The organism is Chlorobium sp. N1 (assembly GCF_004332115.1).
Classification (GTDB): domain Bacteria; phylum Bacteroidota; class Chlorobiia; order Chlorobiales; family Chlorobiaceae; genus Chlorobium.
The window spans coordinates 40,105-53,628 of record NZ_SJPA01000002.1; the positions used below are offsets into that span (position 1 = coordinate 40,105).

The following is a 13,524-nucleotide window of genomic DNA, read 5'->3' on the forward strand; positions in this document are numbered from 1 at the left end:
ATGACCGACACCACCCCGAGAGAGGAGGGCGCAGTGAAAAAGGGCCCGAAAGGCCGCAGGAGCCGCGAGGAAGAGTACCACGGCATTGCCGCATCGCGCGGCATCGCCATCGGCGAATGCTATGCGTTCGTCAAAGAGTCGGAGCTGCCGCTGCCGGAGAAGCTGGAGCCGGAGAAGACCGAGGCGGAGGTCGAGCGGTTCCTCACGGCGCTCGGCCGCTCGGAGAAGGAGCTGAAAAAGATCGAGCGCGTCACCATCAAGAAACTCGGCAAGGGGTACTCCAACCTCTTTCAGGCCCAGATCATGATGCTGCACGACCCGGTCCTCACCGAAGCCGTCACGCGCCGCATCCGCTGCGAGATGCGCCCGGCCAACGTCGTCATCGAGGAGGAGTTCTCGCGCTACCTGGAGCTGTTCCGCAGCTCGGACGACGAGCTCTTCCGGGAGCGCGCCGACGACATGCAGGACATCAAGGACCGCATCATCCGCAACCTCCACGTGCGCAAGCTCCACTCCTGGATCCCCGAAGGGGTGATCGTGGCCTCCTCCCACCTCTCCCCGGCCGACATCATCCTGCTCAGCCGCAGCAACATCAAGGGGTTCGTCACCGACACCGGAGGCAAGACCTCCCACATCTCGCTCATCTGCAAGTCGCTGAAGATCCCGATGGTCGTCGGGCTCGGCAAGCTCTCGCAGAAGGTGGTGGCCGGACGGCGGATGATCCTCGACGGCAGCACCGGCACGGTGATTCTCGACCCGACGGAAAAGACCCTCTCCGACTACACCGCCCGCCAGCTTGAGGAGCAGCAAAGCGAGGCCGACGAGTCGGAAACGGCCGTCCAGCCGGCGACGACGAAGTGCGGGGTGCGCATCGGGTTCTACTCGAACATCGACTTCCACGAGGAGCTCGACGCCATCTGCCGGGCCGGCGCCGAGGGGGTGGGGCTCTTCCGCAGCGAGAACCTCTTCACCGACGCCTCGAAGGTCCCCACCGAGTCGGAGCAGGAGCGCTACTACTTCCGGATGGCCGACGCCATCGCCCCGATGCCCCTCGACATCCGGCTCTTCGACATCGGCGGCGACAAGCTGATGTACTCCCCCGTCAAGGAACCGAACCCCAACCTCGGCTGGCGGGGCGTGCGCATCCTGCTCGACCTGCCGGAAATCCTCGAATCGCAGCTGACGGCCATCATCAAGGCCAACCTGCACGGAAACATCGACATCCTGGTGCCGATGGTCATATCGCTCGAGGAGATCGCAGAGGTGCGCGCCATCGTCGAGCGCCTCTACCTGGAGATCTCGGAGAAATGCACCCGGCAGCTCGAAAAGCCCGGCCTCGGCGTCATGATCGAGGTACCGGCCGCCGTCGAGCTGATCGAGGAGATCACCCGGGCGGTGGACTTCATCAGCATCGGCACCAACGACCTCACCCAGTACACCCTCGCCGTCGACCGCAACAACGTCATCGTCCAGGACCTCTTCGAGAAGTTCCACCCCTCGCTCATCCGCCAGCTCCACCGCATCATCTCGACGGCGCAGAGGAACCGCTGCAAGGCGGTCATCTGCGGCGACATGGGCTCCGACCCGCTCGCCCTCCCGTTCCTGCTCGGCTGCGGCCTGCGCCACTTCAGCACGGTCAGCTCCGACATCGCGAAGCTCAAGGCGCAGGTCGGCCGCTACACGCTCGAGGAGTGCGAGGCGCTGGCCCTCGAGTGCCTCCGGCTCACCAGCGCCCAAGAGATACGCGAGCGGCTGGAAGCGTGCCAGGCGTCCCACTGAAACGAGCGCACTTCGCCAAATCTTCCCTCCCTGCCCTGAATAAGGATAGTATACTGACCTTATTCAGGGCGAACAGGCTCAAGCAGGCCGCCAAACGATGGTCGTCGCATCGGAAGAAGCACGGCTGAACGATCCCCCCCACAAAAGCAACAACCATGCAAATTGAAAGTCTGCGTTTCAATTGACATGGTTTACCGGCAAAGGCGCAAAGAACGCCACTGCAGCACCCGAGCCGAACAACCGTAATTATTTTTTACAGAAAAGCCCTATATTAAAAAAAATAATTACGGTTATGAACAAGAGAACAGCCCTGCTCTATCCCGCATCCCTCAAGGCCATGACGGCGCTCGGCGAGCGCCTCAGGGACGCGCGGCTCCGTCGGCGCTTCTCCATGGAGACAGTCTGCCTGCGGGCAGGGATCTCGCGGCCGACGCTCTACAAGATCGAACACGGGGAGGCCTCGGTGGCCATCGGGCACTATGTCAACGTGCTGAGGGTGCTGGGGCTTCTGGAGGATCTCGGGGCTATTGCCGGAGAGGACCGGGTGGGACGGCGTATACAGGACGAGTCGCTGCCGCTTCGGAAACGGGCGCCGAAAAAGAAGATGCAACTGGACTGGGACGAGGTGTACAGGAAGAAAAATCCCTGAATGAACGGCTCAGGAGCCGGCGGCACTCCGCCTGGGCTTGAGCTTGATCACCAGGTCGCACCCGACGGCTTCCGCATATTTGCGCAGGGTGGTGATCGACGGTGTGTGCTTGCCACCCGACTCCATCCGTGAAATCGCACTTTTGGTGGTACCGATTTTCATCGCCACGGCCTCCTGGGTCATACCCGACTGCCGGCGGGCGGAGAGGAGCTCACGGATGAGCGCATATTTCGCCTCAAGGGCCTCATACCCCTCCTTGAACTGACTGCTCTTCATGGCTTTCCGCAGAAACGCGTCGTGATCATGGGGCACCGGCTGGTAAGTCAGATCATCCATTGGTAATCTCCTTCATTCGCTTGCGAGCTATCAGCAACTCTTTTTGTGGCGTCGCCTGTGTTTTTTTGATGAATGCGTGCAATATCACAATCCGCCTGCCTCGCATGAAACAGAAAAACGCCCGTCCGATCCCGTCACTACCCCTTGGCCGTATCTCAAACAAGCCATTACCCATAGCCCTTGAATGAGGCATCCTCAAATCAGGCCCATAGTCCATCAGCAGTTCAATGAGTCGGGCGTAATCCATCTTGACGGAATCCGGCCACGCCTCAATCTCCTTGAGAATGCGAGGATGGAAGTATTCGATTTCATGACGAATGGAGCAAGTTAGCAACTATGTCAACCATCTAAAAATGCAAAGCAAAGAAAAACTCCGCACAACCGTCCTGCTTCGACTCCAGAAATGAACAATGGCGGGACAACTCCCGCCATTGCACCGTGTGGCATGAAGGGGCGCCCCGCTGCCCCGAAGCCCCGCTCAGGGCCTCAGGTCCTCGATCTTTGCGGACTTGCGGATGGCGGCGAAGTACTCCTGGAAAAGCTGCTCCTGCTTGAGCTGCAGGAGGCGGGGGGCGACGGTGGCCTTCTCCGCCTTCAGGTCGAACCCTTCGGGAAGGGTTTTGGCTGCCACCACGAAGACCGCATAGCCGTCAGTAGCCCTGACCGGCAGCGAGAGCTTCCCCTCCGGCATGCCGGCCATCGCCTCGACGAGCGGACGGTCGACCCCGTAGCCGGGAATGAAGCCGTCGCTCCAGCGGATGTCGTCGGCACGCAGGAGGCTGAACTCCTTGTCGGCGGCGGCGATCTTCTCGAGCGTCGCGCCGGGAGCCCCGACAAGCGCCTGCAGCTTCTTCCTGATGAACTCCCCTTTCTTCTCCTTGATGAGCTCGGTGGTGATGGCGGCCTTCAGGCCGTCGTCGATCCGGCGGTAGCCGCTGTCGTTCTTCGAAGAGAGGCGCATGACGTAGAAGCCGCGGTCGGTCTCGAGCACGTCGGAAAGGTCGCCCTCGCCGGCCTTGAAGGCGAACGCGCCGACCTTGTCGCTGTAGCCGATGCCCGGAATCTGCATGTGGCGGGTGAACTCGCCGGTCTTTGAGACCGGCACCTTTTCGGTAGCGGCACTCTCAGCGAACCCCTTCTCCTTCGCATCCATCTGGAAGGCCATGGCACGGCGCCGCACGCTCTCGGAGGTTTCCGAGGAGGGGCGGATGCTGCGCGAGAGCGAGGAGCCGACGAAGGCACGGCGGTCGAAGCCCTCGACCTTGATGATGTGCAGGCCGAAACGTGTCTCGACGGGACCGACGATCGAACCGGGAGCGGCGCCGAAGACGGCGTCGGAGAACTCCGGCACCATGCGCCCGCTCGAGAACCAGCCGAGCTCGCCGCCCTCGGGGGCGCTGCCGGGATCCTCGGAATAACGGCGGGCAAGGTCGGCGAACGAGGCGCCGCCCTTCAGCTGCGCCATGATTCCGGCGGCAGTGCTGCGGGCCTTCGCGGCCGCGGCCTTGTCGGCGGGGTTGAAGCTGAGGAGGATGTGCGCGGCACGGGCGACGGGACGGGAGGCCGAAACGACCTTCTTCACCTTCAGGAGGCGGTAGGCGCCCTCGTCGGCCACGGGGCCGATCATGCCGCCCGCCTTCATGGAGGGGGAGCCGAAGACGAGGCTTGCGGCCTCAGGAGAAAAGTCCGAACGATCGAACGTCGCGTCGGCCCCTCCCGCCATGTCGCTCTGCACGGAGACGAAGGCGCTGTCGCTGACGGCCGAGGCGAACTCGGCCCGCAGCGACTCGAGCTCGCTGCGGGCCGCGCTGCTGTCCGAAGCCGAGGGCACGAGCGGGAAGAAGACGTAGTCGGCGGCGCGGGACGGGGTCTGGCGGAACATCTCCCTGTGGTCGTCGTAGTACTTTTTGATCTCGGCCTCACTCACCGCGAACCCGGCGTCGTCACCGGCATAGCTGAAGGAAACGGGGATGAACGAGGCCGACATGCGGGTGTACTGGCGGCGGACGAGCTCGTCGGTCTCGAGCTCCGTGACGTGCTCCATCGTGCGCAGGGCGCGGAGCAGCTTGTCGATCTTCAGCTCACGCCGTATCAGGTCCTCGACCTGCACCCACATCTCGCTGTTCCGCGGATCCTGGCGGGCGCTGTCGAGCCGGGCGCGATCGATCTGTCCGGTCTCCGGGTCCATGAAGTTCTGCGCGATGATCCGGGGCGGATCGGGACGCCGGATGGCGGCGAGCACCTCGGAGTCCTCCACCGTGACGCCGAACTTCCGGAACTGCTCTTCGAGCAGCGCCTGGTCGACGAGGGTGTTCCAGGCCTGCTCGCCGATGCCGAGCTCGGCCTCGGGGGTGATCTCTGCGCCGGGGTTGCTGCGCCGGAAACTCTCGCTGTACTGGCGGTAGAGGGCCTCGTACTCGCTGTAGGGGATGGCCTTGCCGTTGACCTTGCCGGCCTGGCCGTTATGGCTCGCCGGCCCGCTGAAGTTCATGCCCCATTCGAAGACGATGAGCGCCAGGAACGCGGCAAGGAGGGTATAGAGGATGATATGCGTCTTGTCGCGCATGCTCGTCATGAGGGCCATAGGACTTCCACTCTGTTGGTTAGGAACTGTTATACTTCTCTGTACGGACCGCGCCTTACGGGCGCTCTTCCTTCCAGCCTTCCCGGCCGATGAGCGGCACGAAGGCGAACTCATGATACCGCTCCCGCTCGAAGGCCTCCCCTCGGCGGGTGATGAGGGTCATCTGCTGCACGGCCAGCGAGCCGAGCGGGATGACGAGACACCCTCCGTCCGAGAGCTGCCGCAGCAGCGCTTCGGGCTCCTTCGGCGCCGCGGCCGTCACGATGACCCCCTCGAAGGGGGCCTCATCCTCCCACCCCAGGGAACCGTCCCCGAGCCGCGCCTCGACCGGAAGGCCGAACTGCCGAAAGCGGCGGAGCGCCAGGCGGTAGAGCTCCGGCACCCGTTCGACGGTGTAGACCCGGTAGCCCATCGCGTCGAGAATCGCCGACTGGTACCCCGATCCGGTGCCGATCTCGAGCACCCTGCCGGAGGGGACGCGCTCGGCGAGCAGGCTCGTCATGTAGGCCACCGTATAGGGCTGCGAGATGGTCTGGCCGTGGCCGATCGGCCATGCCAGGTTGTCGTAGGCGTGATCACGGTCGCCTTCGGGGAAAAAGAGGTGGCGGCGGACCTCGAGGAAGGCCTCGAGGACCCGCTGGTTCGAAATGCCCGAGCGCCGGAGTCCCTCGACCATCTCCCGGCGCAGTCCGTCAAAAACCGATTCACTCCATTCCATACCTGAAATCCTTTATCTTTCTGAAGACAAGAGGCGCAGGGGGAACGCTCCGCTAATATTGCATCAAAAGGGGAAAAAGCCAAAAAACGCCGCACCTATGGAGCCGTCGAAATTCACCATGCTGGGAGAAGGGTGCGCAATGGGCACCTACCTGCTCTTCATCCGCCTCGACCGGCCGCTTCGGATCTGCTTCGGCCGCTTCCGGGGCGGCCGGCCGGTCGAGGCCCCGGCGGGCGAGTACGTCTACGTCGGCTCGGCGCTCGGCCGGAACAGGTCGGCGACGGCGCTCGCAGGCCGCCTCCTCCGCCACGCCTCCCGCACGGGAAGGAGGAGCGCCCACCGGCTCCGCCCGGAAATGCTCCGCCTCTTCCGCGCTGCAGGCCTCATCGAGGGACGGGTGCGGAAAGCCCCCGAAAAACACCTCCGCTGGCACATCGACTACCTGCTCGACCGCCCGGAGGCCGAGCTCTTCCACGTCGTCGCCATCCAGAGCCCGCAGCGGCTCGAGGAGCCGCTCTCGGAGCTCCTCAACAGGCACCCGGCAACCGAAGCGCTCGCCCCGCGGCTCGGGGCACAGGACGCCAAAAGCGGCGCCCACCTGCTCCGCCTGCTCGACACCGGTTCCGTCATGGCCGCCGCAGTCGAGCTGGCCGGCAACTCCCTCGAAGGCTAGCTACTCCTCATCACGGCCGAGCAGCGCCCCGACGAACCGCCGGCGGTCGAAGAGCTGCAGGTCGTCGATCTTCTCTCCGACGCCGATGTACTTCACCGGCAGCTTCAGCTCCCGCGAGATGGAGAGCACGATGCCCCCCTTGGCCGTGCCGTCGAGCTTGGTGACGACGATGCCGGTCACGGCAACGAACTTCATGAACTCCCGGGCCTGCTGCACGGCGTTCTGGCCGGTGGTGCCGTCGAGCACGAGGAGTACCTCGTGGGGAGCGTCGGGAATGCGCTTTTTGGCGACGCGCATGATCTTGGCGAGCTCCTCCATGAGGTGGCTCTTGTTGTGGAGGCGTCCGGCGGTGTCGACGAGCACCACGTCGGTGCCGCGGGAGACGGCCGAGCTCACCGCGTCGAAGACCACCGAGGCGGGATCGGCCCCCTGGCCCTGGCCGATGAGCGGCACGCCCGCGCGCTCGGCCCATACCTGCAGCTGCTCGTAGGCCGCCGCGCGGAAGGTGTCGGCGGCGGCGATGACCACCTTTTTGCCGGCGCGCTCGTAGTTGGCGGCCAGCTTGGCCACGCTCGTCGTCTTGCCGGCGCCGTTGACGCCGACGATGAGGATCACGTGCGGCCTGGCCTCTAAGGGAGCGTCGAACTCCACCGGATGCTCGTTTCCGCTCTCGAGCAGCATGCCGGAGATCTCGTCGAGGAGCATCGCGTTCAGCTCCTCCTCTGAGCGGTAGGTCTCGCGCTTTGCGCGCTCGGTGATGGCGTCGACGATGTCGAGCGTGGTCTCGACGCCGACGTCGGCGCCGACGAGGATGTTCTCGAGCTCCTCGAGGAACTCGTCGTCTATCTCCGTGCGGCCCTGCGTCACGACGGCCAGCTTCTCGCGAATGGTCTCACGCGTCTTGCCGAGCCCTTCGGTCAGCCGCGACAGCTTGAACTTGTCGAAAAATCCCATTGTCTCAGTTGTCCTCTTCCGGCCCCTCGAGGGGCGTTGCTGGTGTTCGGGTGCGGCACAACGGCCGCATTTTCCCGCAATATAACGAGCAGTCGTCCGATAACGGCAGGAACAGCGGCAAAAAAAGCACACCGGGGAGAGCGACAGGGGGCGAATGTTGTATGTGGAGGCAAAAAGCAGTACATTCCACTAACATTCCGACCGGACGGCCACAGGGCGCCGGGACCATGGAGGAAACCCTCATGAAGATCTATACCTGTTCGGAAGCGCGCCAAAAGCTTTCGACCCTGCTGGAGATCGCACGCAGGGAAGAGGTGATCATCCGCAACAGGGCGGGAGAAACGTTTTCGCTGGTCTACAGGAAACCCGAAGGCTCTCCGCTCGACGTCCCCGGGGTAACGGCCGCCGCTTCGACGGAGGAGATCCTGGATGCCGTCAGGGAGAGCCGGTCCGGACACCGGTAATCGCGCCGCCCGGCAACCCGCACACCGCAAGCACAACCGCACATATGGCACACAAGACGACATCGGACATCGGCGAATTCGGCCTCATCGAGCGCATCTCGGCGATCGTGGCGCCGACGCTTTCGGCCTCGGAAGGCCTCGTACAGGGCATCGGCGACGACTGCGCCGTCTGGCGCCCCGCATCGGGACAGGTGGAGGTGGCCTCCACCGACCTGCTCATCGAACAGGTCCACTTCGACCTGCTCACCACGCCGGCCCGCCACCTCGGCAGCAAGGCGATCAGCGTCAACGCCTCCGACATCTGTGCCATGAACGCCCTGCCGCGCCACGCGCTCGTCTCCATCGCCGTGCCGCCCTCGCTCCCCGTCGAGATGATCGAGCAGCTCTATCTGGGAATGGCGGCGGCCGCCCGGGAGTACGGCATCGCCATCGCGGGCGGCGACACCTCGAGCTCCCGCTCGGGGCTCGTGATCTCGGTCACGGTGACCGGCGAGGCACCCGAAGACAGCCTCACCTACCGCAAGGGTGCGCAGCCGGGAGACCTCGTCTGCGTCACCGGCACGCTCGGAGGGTCGGCGGCGGGCCTCAGGGTGCTGACGCGGGAGAAGCTCATCATGATGGAGCACCTCGAGAACAACGAAACCTACAGCCGCAACCTCATGGCCGACCTCGAGGAGTACAGCGGCGCCATCCAGCAGCACCTGCTCCCCCTCGCACGACTCGACATCGTGGATCTCCTCCACGAGCGGGGTGCGAGCCCCTCGGCCATGATCGACGTCTCCGACGGCCTCGGCCAGGACCTCCGCCACATCTGCCGCGCCTCCGGCACCGGCGCGCTCCTGCAGGAGAACCGCATCCCCGTCAACTCCACCGCCCGCCTCATCGCCGACGAGCTCCAGGACGACGCGCTCGCATGGGCCATCAGCGGCGGCGAGGACTACCAGCTCCTCTTCACCATGTCGAAAGAGGAGTACGAAAAGATCTCCGATCTGCGCGACATCTCGGTCATCGGCGCAGTCACCCCGAAAGAGGAGGGGATCCTGCTGCGCGACATCTACGGCATCACGATCGACCTTGAGGCCCTGCCGGGCTTCGACCACTTCCGCTGAGGAACAGAAGCACGACCAAACATCGGCAGAAAGATCGGCAGGATTTTTATTGTGAAGTTTTTAAGCTATTTTAAAACAGCACGAAAGCTCCGATAAAAACCGGCAGAAAATGACACTTCTAGAAGTCCCTGCACGCCTCGAGCCATGCCTTCCCGGCACACTGGAACCGGAAGTGGCCGACCTGGCGGCGGCGCTCTCATCAGCCGCAGGAAAACTGGAGGGCCGGCTGCACCCCGTGACGGCAGCAAGCCTTGCCGACCTGGTACGGGTCATGAACTGCTACTACTCGAACCTCATCGAGGGGCACAAGACCCGTCCCCGCGATATCGAACTGGCCCTGCAGGAGCGCTACCTTGAGGGTGAGGAAAAACGCAACCTGCAGCTCGAGGCGGTCGCACACATCAAGATCCAGCGCCGGATCGACCGCATGCATGCCGAAGGGAACCTGCCGGACCCCGTTTCCGACACCTTCATTCGATGGCTGCACGAGGAGTTCTACCGGAACCTGCCGCCCCGCATGCGCCGCATCGAAAAACAGGGGCGATCGTTGACCATCGTCCCGGGAGAGTACCGCAGCAGGCCTGCAGAGGACGTGAGCGTGGGTCGGCACCAGCCCCCCTCGAGCATCCATGTGCACGACTTCATGGCCTACTTCACGGAACACTACGCGCTCGCCCCCATGGGGAAGGCCATGCGCATCGTATCCATCGCCGCGGCCCATCACCGCTTCAACTTCATCCACCCGTTCCCTGACGGAAACGGCCGGGTAAGCCGCCTCCTGAGCCACGCCATGGCTCTCCACTCGGGCATCGGGGCCCATGGCCTCTGGTCGATATCAAGGGGACTGGCAAGGGGGCTCGAAGGACCGACCGACTACATGCGGATGATGGACTACGCCGACATGCCCCGCCAGGGCGACCTCGACGGCCGGGGCGGCCTCTCGCTCAAGGCCCTGAACGGCTTCATCGCATGGTTCCTCAAGGTCTCGCTCGACCAGATCGAGTTCATGCAGGACCTTTTCGCATTCGACTCCCTCGCCACGAGGTTGCGCCGCTACTCTGAACAGAAGGCATGGGGCACGGAAGGGTTCACGCTGCTGGAAACGGCTCTCATCCGCGGCGAAATACCGCGCGGCGACGTCCCGCGCATTACCGGCAGGAAAGAGCGAAGCGCACGACTCCTGCTCAGCAGCCTCACCGCTGACGGAATCCTGGCATCCGACACCCCTAAAGGACCCGTTTCGATCCGCTTCCCCGCTACCGCAGCCGAGACCCTCTTCCCGAACCTCTTTCCCTGAAACCGGAGGAGAGGCCGGTGGCAGGCGGAACACCCAATGTGTGCCCGGGCCTTGCGAAAGTTGTCGAAGAGTGTAACTTTACCTGCTTGCCGAAGTGGCGGAATTGGTAGACGCCCGGGACTTAAAATCCCGTGTTCAGCAATGGACGTACGGGTTCGACCCCCGTCTTCGGCACCACATCCCCCCCATCAATCGATTGTTCCAGTCGACTTCGTCGCCTGGAATCGCGGCGCTCACTTCGTTCGGCGCGATTCCGCCTCATCCCATAGGGAACGGGCCAGCAACAAGCCTGAATCCCCCCCTACTCCAACACCCATAACCCGGCCTCGCCAATAGCTCAAAATACATCGATTCGCCGGAACCGCCCTCACGCCCCAGGCAGAAGAGACGGATAGAATATTTCAATAAAATCAAATAACTTTTTATTGCACGATAACATAGAAAAAGTTACCATACAGAAAAGAGATAGGAGGAACACAGATGACCAAGAGCTCGCTGGAGGAATACATCCTGGCCATGACCGGGCTGCACGCCGTTCTGGGTGAAGAGGTATCCCTACGCGCCCCGCTCTTCATCCGGCAACGATACGGCCTGCATGCGCTGCATGTCGGAGGGCGGCGCTTTCTCGCCATCCGCCCGGACACGAGCGAAGCGTTCAGGCCGGCCGCCTTCGAAAAGCATCTGAGGGAAATTTCAAAAGCCATGCCGGACATGACCGGCTACTGTGTCATCACCCGCGGTCTGGCGGGGTACGTGCGCCGGAGAATGACCGAACGGGGCATTCCGTTCGTCGACGTCGGCCGTCAACTCTACTGGCCCCAACTCGGTGCCGCCTGCCAGGAAAAAGTATTGAAGGCGCATCTGCCCTCGGCAGACACCCTGAGCCCGGCAAGCCAGGCCGTTGTCATGCATCTGCTGAGCGGAGAAATCCGCCAGCCGACCTCAGCCAAAGCGCTTTCCGGGCGACTCGGATACACGACCATGAGCATATCCCGATGCCTCGATGAGATCGAAGGGAGCGGGATCGCACCCGTCGAACGGAAGGGACGCGAACGGCTCCTTCATCCGCAGGATACCGCCACGCTTTGGGCCCGCGCCCTGCCGCTGCTCCAGAGTCCGGTCAGGAAGGTCGTGCGCATCATGGAAACACAGATTGCCGGCGAGCGCCTTCCCCTGGCCGGCCTTACGGCCCTCGGCGAACTCGGTCGACTGGCAGCACCGGGAGAGGCGACGTATGCCATATGGGCGAAAACATGGAACGGCAGGCTTCAGAAAACGGAGACCATCCCCATAGAGGATGAAGGCACTTGCCTGGTGGAGCTGTGGCGCTACGACCCGCAGCTCTTCAGCCCGAGCGGCGTCGTAGACCCGTTCTCGCTCTACCTCAGCCTCAAGGGAAACCCGGATGAACGGATTGAAAAAGCGCTGGAAGAGCTGACCGAAAACGCCGCTCCGGCTGAAAAAAGCCGACCCCTCCGCTGACGGCAGCAGACGATTTCTCATGGCCCCGACCCGATACTTTCGTTTCTTTAATGAAGCGACTGCCCGCAGGGAAGCATTCCGTGCCATCCACTCCAAACCCGCCGCGCCATGAGTACAGAACCCACCAAGATCCTCCTCACCGAAGACGAGATGCCGCGCCAGTGGTACAACATCCAGGCCGACCTGCCCGTGCCGCTGCCGCCGCCGGTCGGCATGGACGGCTCGCCGATCGGGCCAGACGATCTGGCCAAGGTCTTCCCGATGAACCTCATCGAGCAGGAGATGAGCACCGAGCGCTGGATCGACATTCCCGAGGAGGTGCTCGGGATCCTGAAGCTCTGGCGCCCCTCCCCGCTCTACCGCGCACGGCGCCTCGAACAGGCGCTCGGCACCCCGGCCAGGATCTACTACAAGAACGAGGGGGTATCGCCGGCCGGAAGCCACAAGCCCAACACCGCCGTGGCCCAGGCCTGGTACAACAAGCAGTTCGGCATCAAGTACCTCACCACCGAGACCGGAGCGGGCCAGTGGGGCAGCGCGCTTGCGATGAGCTGCAAGCTGGTCGGCATCGAGTGCAAGGTATTCATGGTGCGCATCAGCTTCGAGCAGAAGCCGTTCCGCAAGATCATGATGAAGACCTGGGGGGCGGACTGCATCCCGAGCCCCAGCATGGAGACAGCGGTGGGAAGGAAGATCCTCACGGAGATGCCCGACACGCCGGGAAGCCTCGCCATCGCCATCAGCGAGGCCATCGAGCAGGCCGTCGAGCGCGAGGACACCCGCTACGCGCTCGGCAGCGTGCTCAACCACGTGATGCTCCACCAGACCATCATCGGCCTCGAGGCAAAGAAGCAGCTCGAGAAGGTCGGCCGCTACCCCGACGTGGTGATCGGCTGCGCCGGCGGCGGCTCGAACTTCGCCGGCATCAGCTTCCCCTTCATCTGCGACAAGATCCACGGCAGAGACGTGCAGGTGATCGCCACCGAGCCGGAAGCCTGCCCGACCCTCACCCGCGGACCCTACGTCTACGACGCAGGAGACGTGGCCAAGATGACGCCGCTGCTCCCGATGCACAGCCTCGGCCACGGCTTCATCCCCCCGGCCATCCACGCCGGAGGGCTGCGCTACCATGGCATGGCCCCGCTCGTCAGCCATGTGCGCAGACTGGGGCTGGTGGAGGCCACCGCACTGCCGCAGACCGAGTGCTACCAGGCCGCGCTGCAGTTCGCGCACACCGAAGGGTTCATCCCCGCGCCGGAGACCTCGCACGCCATCGCCCAGACCATCCGAGAGGCCCTGAAGGCCAAAGAGGAGGGGAAGGAGAAGGTGATCCTCATGAACTGGTCCGGCCACGGCCTCATGGACCTGCAGGGGTACGACGCCTTCATGTCGGGCAAGATCAGCGACTATCCGCTGCCCGAAGAGATGCTGCAGCGTTCGCTCGAGGCGCTGAAGGACCACCCCCCGACGCCCTGAGGA

General features: G+C 63.7%; 13 protein-coding genes and 1 tRNA gene. 9 read left to right on the top strand and 5 right to left on the bottom strand.

Going from position 1 to position 13,524, the window contains the following annotated elements; all coding sequences use genetic code 11:
• Nucleotides 1–1,779 (top strand): phosphoenolpyruvate--protein phosphotransferase, encoded by a 1,779-nt coding sequence (gene ptsP / locus E0L29_RS03560; protein ID WP_131354833.1) that lies wholly within the window; start codon nt 1–3, stop codon nt 1,777–1,779.
• 292 nt (nt 1,780–2,071) lie between these two features.
• Nucleotides 2,072–2,428, top strand: coding sequence for a helix-turn-helix domain-containing protein (locus E0L29_RS03565; protein ID WP_242664269.1), 357 nt, complete (start codon nt 2,072–2,074; stop codon nt 2,426–2,428).
• Between the two features lie 9 nt (nt 2,429–2,437).
• Here the strand turns inward: E0L29_RS03565 and E0L29_RS03570 are convergent, their stop codons facing one another.
• The 4 genes from E0L29_RS03570 to E0L29_RS03585 form a co-directional block, all read right to left on the bottom strand.
• Nucleotides 2,438–2,764: a helix-turn-helix transcriptional regulator gene (locus E0L29_RS03570; protein WP_131354836.1), complete on the bottom strand. Its 327-nt coding sequence runs from the start codon at nt 2,762–2,764 to the stop codon at nt 2,438–2,440.
• Complete coding sequence (locus E0L29_RS03575; RefSeq protein ID WP_165498828.1) at nt 2,757–3,083, bottom strand: type II toxin-antitoxin system RelE/ParE family toxin; 327 nt, start codon at nt 3,081–3,083, stop codon at nt 2,757–2,759. The genes E0L29_RS03570 and E0L29_RS03575 overlap by 8 nt, the downstream gene beginning before the upstream one ends.
• 159 nt (nt 3,084–3,242) lie before the next feature.
• On the bottom strand, nt 3,243–5,348 hold the full coding sequence (locus E0L29_RS03580; RefSeq protein WP_131354842.1) for a peptidylprolyl isomerase: 2,106 nt from the start codon (nt 5,346–5,348) through the stop codon (nt 3,243–3,245).
• 55 nt (nt 5,349–5,403) lie between these two features.
• Nucleotides 5,404–6,066: a protein-L-isoaspartate(D-aspartate) O-methyltransferase gene (locus tag E0L29_RS03585; RefSeq protein WP_131354844.1), complete on the bottom strand. Its 663-nt coding sequence runs from the start codon at nt 6,064–6,066 to the stop codon at nt 5,404–5,406.
• A 97-nt stretch (nt 6,067–6,163) separates the two neighbouring features.
• Between E0L29_RS03585 and E0L29_RS03590 the strand changes: the two genes are divergently transcribed.
• Complete coding sequence (locus E0L29_RS03590) at nt 6,164–6,739, top strand: GIY-YIG nuclease family protein (protein WP_131354847.1); 576 nt, start codon at nt 6,164–6,166, stop codon at nt 6,737–6,739.
• Here E0L29_RS03590 and ftsY read toward each other — a convergent pair whose 3' ends face one another.
• On the bottom strand, nt 6,740–7,693 hold the full coding sequence (gene ftsY, locus E0L29_RS03595) for a signal recognition particle-docking protein FtsY (RefSeq protein WP_131354850.1): 954 nt from the start codon (nt 7,691–7,693) through the stop codon (nt 6,740–6,742).
• A gap of 227 nt (nt 7,694–7,920) precedes the next feature.
• Between ftsY and E0L29_RS03600 the strand changes: the two genes are divergently transcribed.
• The 6 genes from E0L29_RS03600 (at nt 7,921) to E0L29_RS03625 (ending at nt 13,521) form a co-directional block, all read left to right on the top strand.
• On the top strand, nt 7,921–8,157 hold the full coding sequence (locus tag E0L29_RS03600) for a prevent-host-death protein (RefSeq protein ID WP_242664270.1): 237 nt from the start codon (nt 7,921–7,923) through the stop codon (nt 8,155–8,157).
• 44 nt (nt 8,158–8,201) lie between these two features.
• Nucleotides 8,202–9,266: a thiamine-phosphate kinase gene (thiL, locus tag E0L29_RS03605; protein ID WP_131354854.1), complete on the top strand. Its 1,065-nt coding sequence runs from the start codon at nt 8,202–8,204 to the stop codon at nt 9,264–9,266.
• 109 nt (nt 9,267–9,375) lie between these two features.
• On the top strand, nt 9,376–10,563 hold the full coding sequence (locus tag E0L29_RS03610) for a Fic family protein (protein ID WP_131354857.1): 1,188 nt from the start codon (nt 9,376–9,378) through the stop codon (nt 10,561–10,563).
• Nucleotides 10,564–10,651: 88 nt separating this feature from the next.
• Nucleotides 10,652–10,740 (top strand) — tRNA-Leu (locus tag E0L29_RS03615).
• Nucleotides 10,741–11,043: 303 nt separating this feature from the next.
• A complete protein-coding gene (locus tag E0L29_RS03620; RefSeq protein WP_131354860.1) occupies nt 11,044–12,045 on the top strand; it encodes a transcriptional regulator in 1,002 nt (333 codons plus the stop codon).
• A 108-nt stretch (nt 12,046–12,153) separates the two neighbouring features.
• On the top strand, nt 12,154–13,521 hold the full coding sequence (locus E0L29_RS03625) for a TrpB-like pyridoxal phosphate-dependent enzyme (RefSeq protein WP_131354863.1): 1,368 nt from the start codon (nt 12,154–12,156) through the stop codon (nt 13,519–13,521).
• The last annotated feature ends 3 nt before the right edge of the window (nt 13,522–13,524 follow it).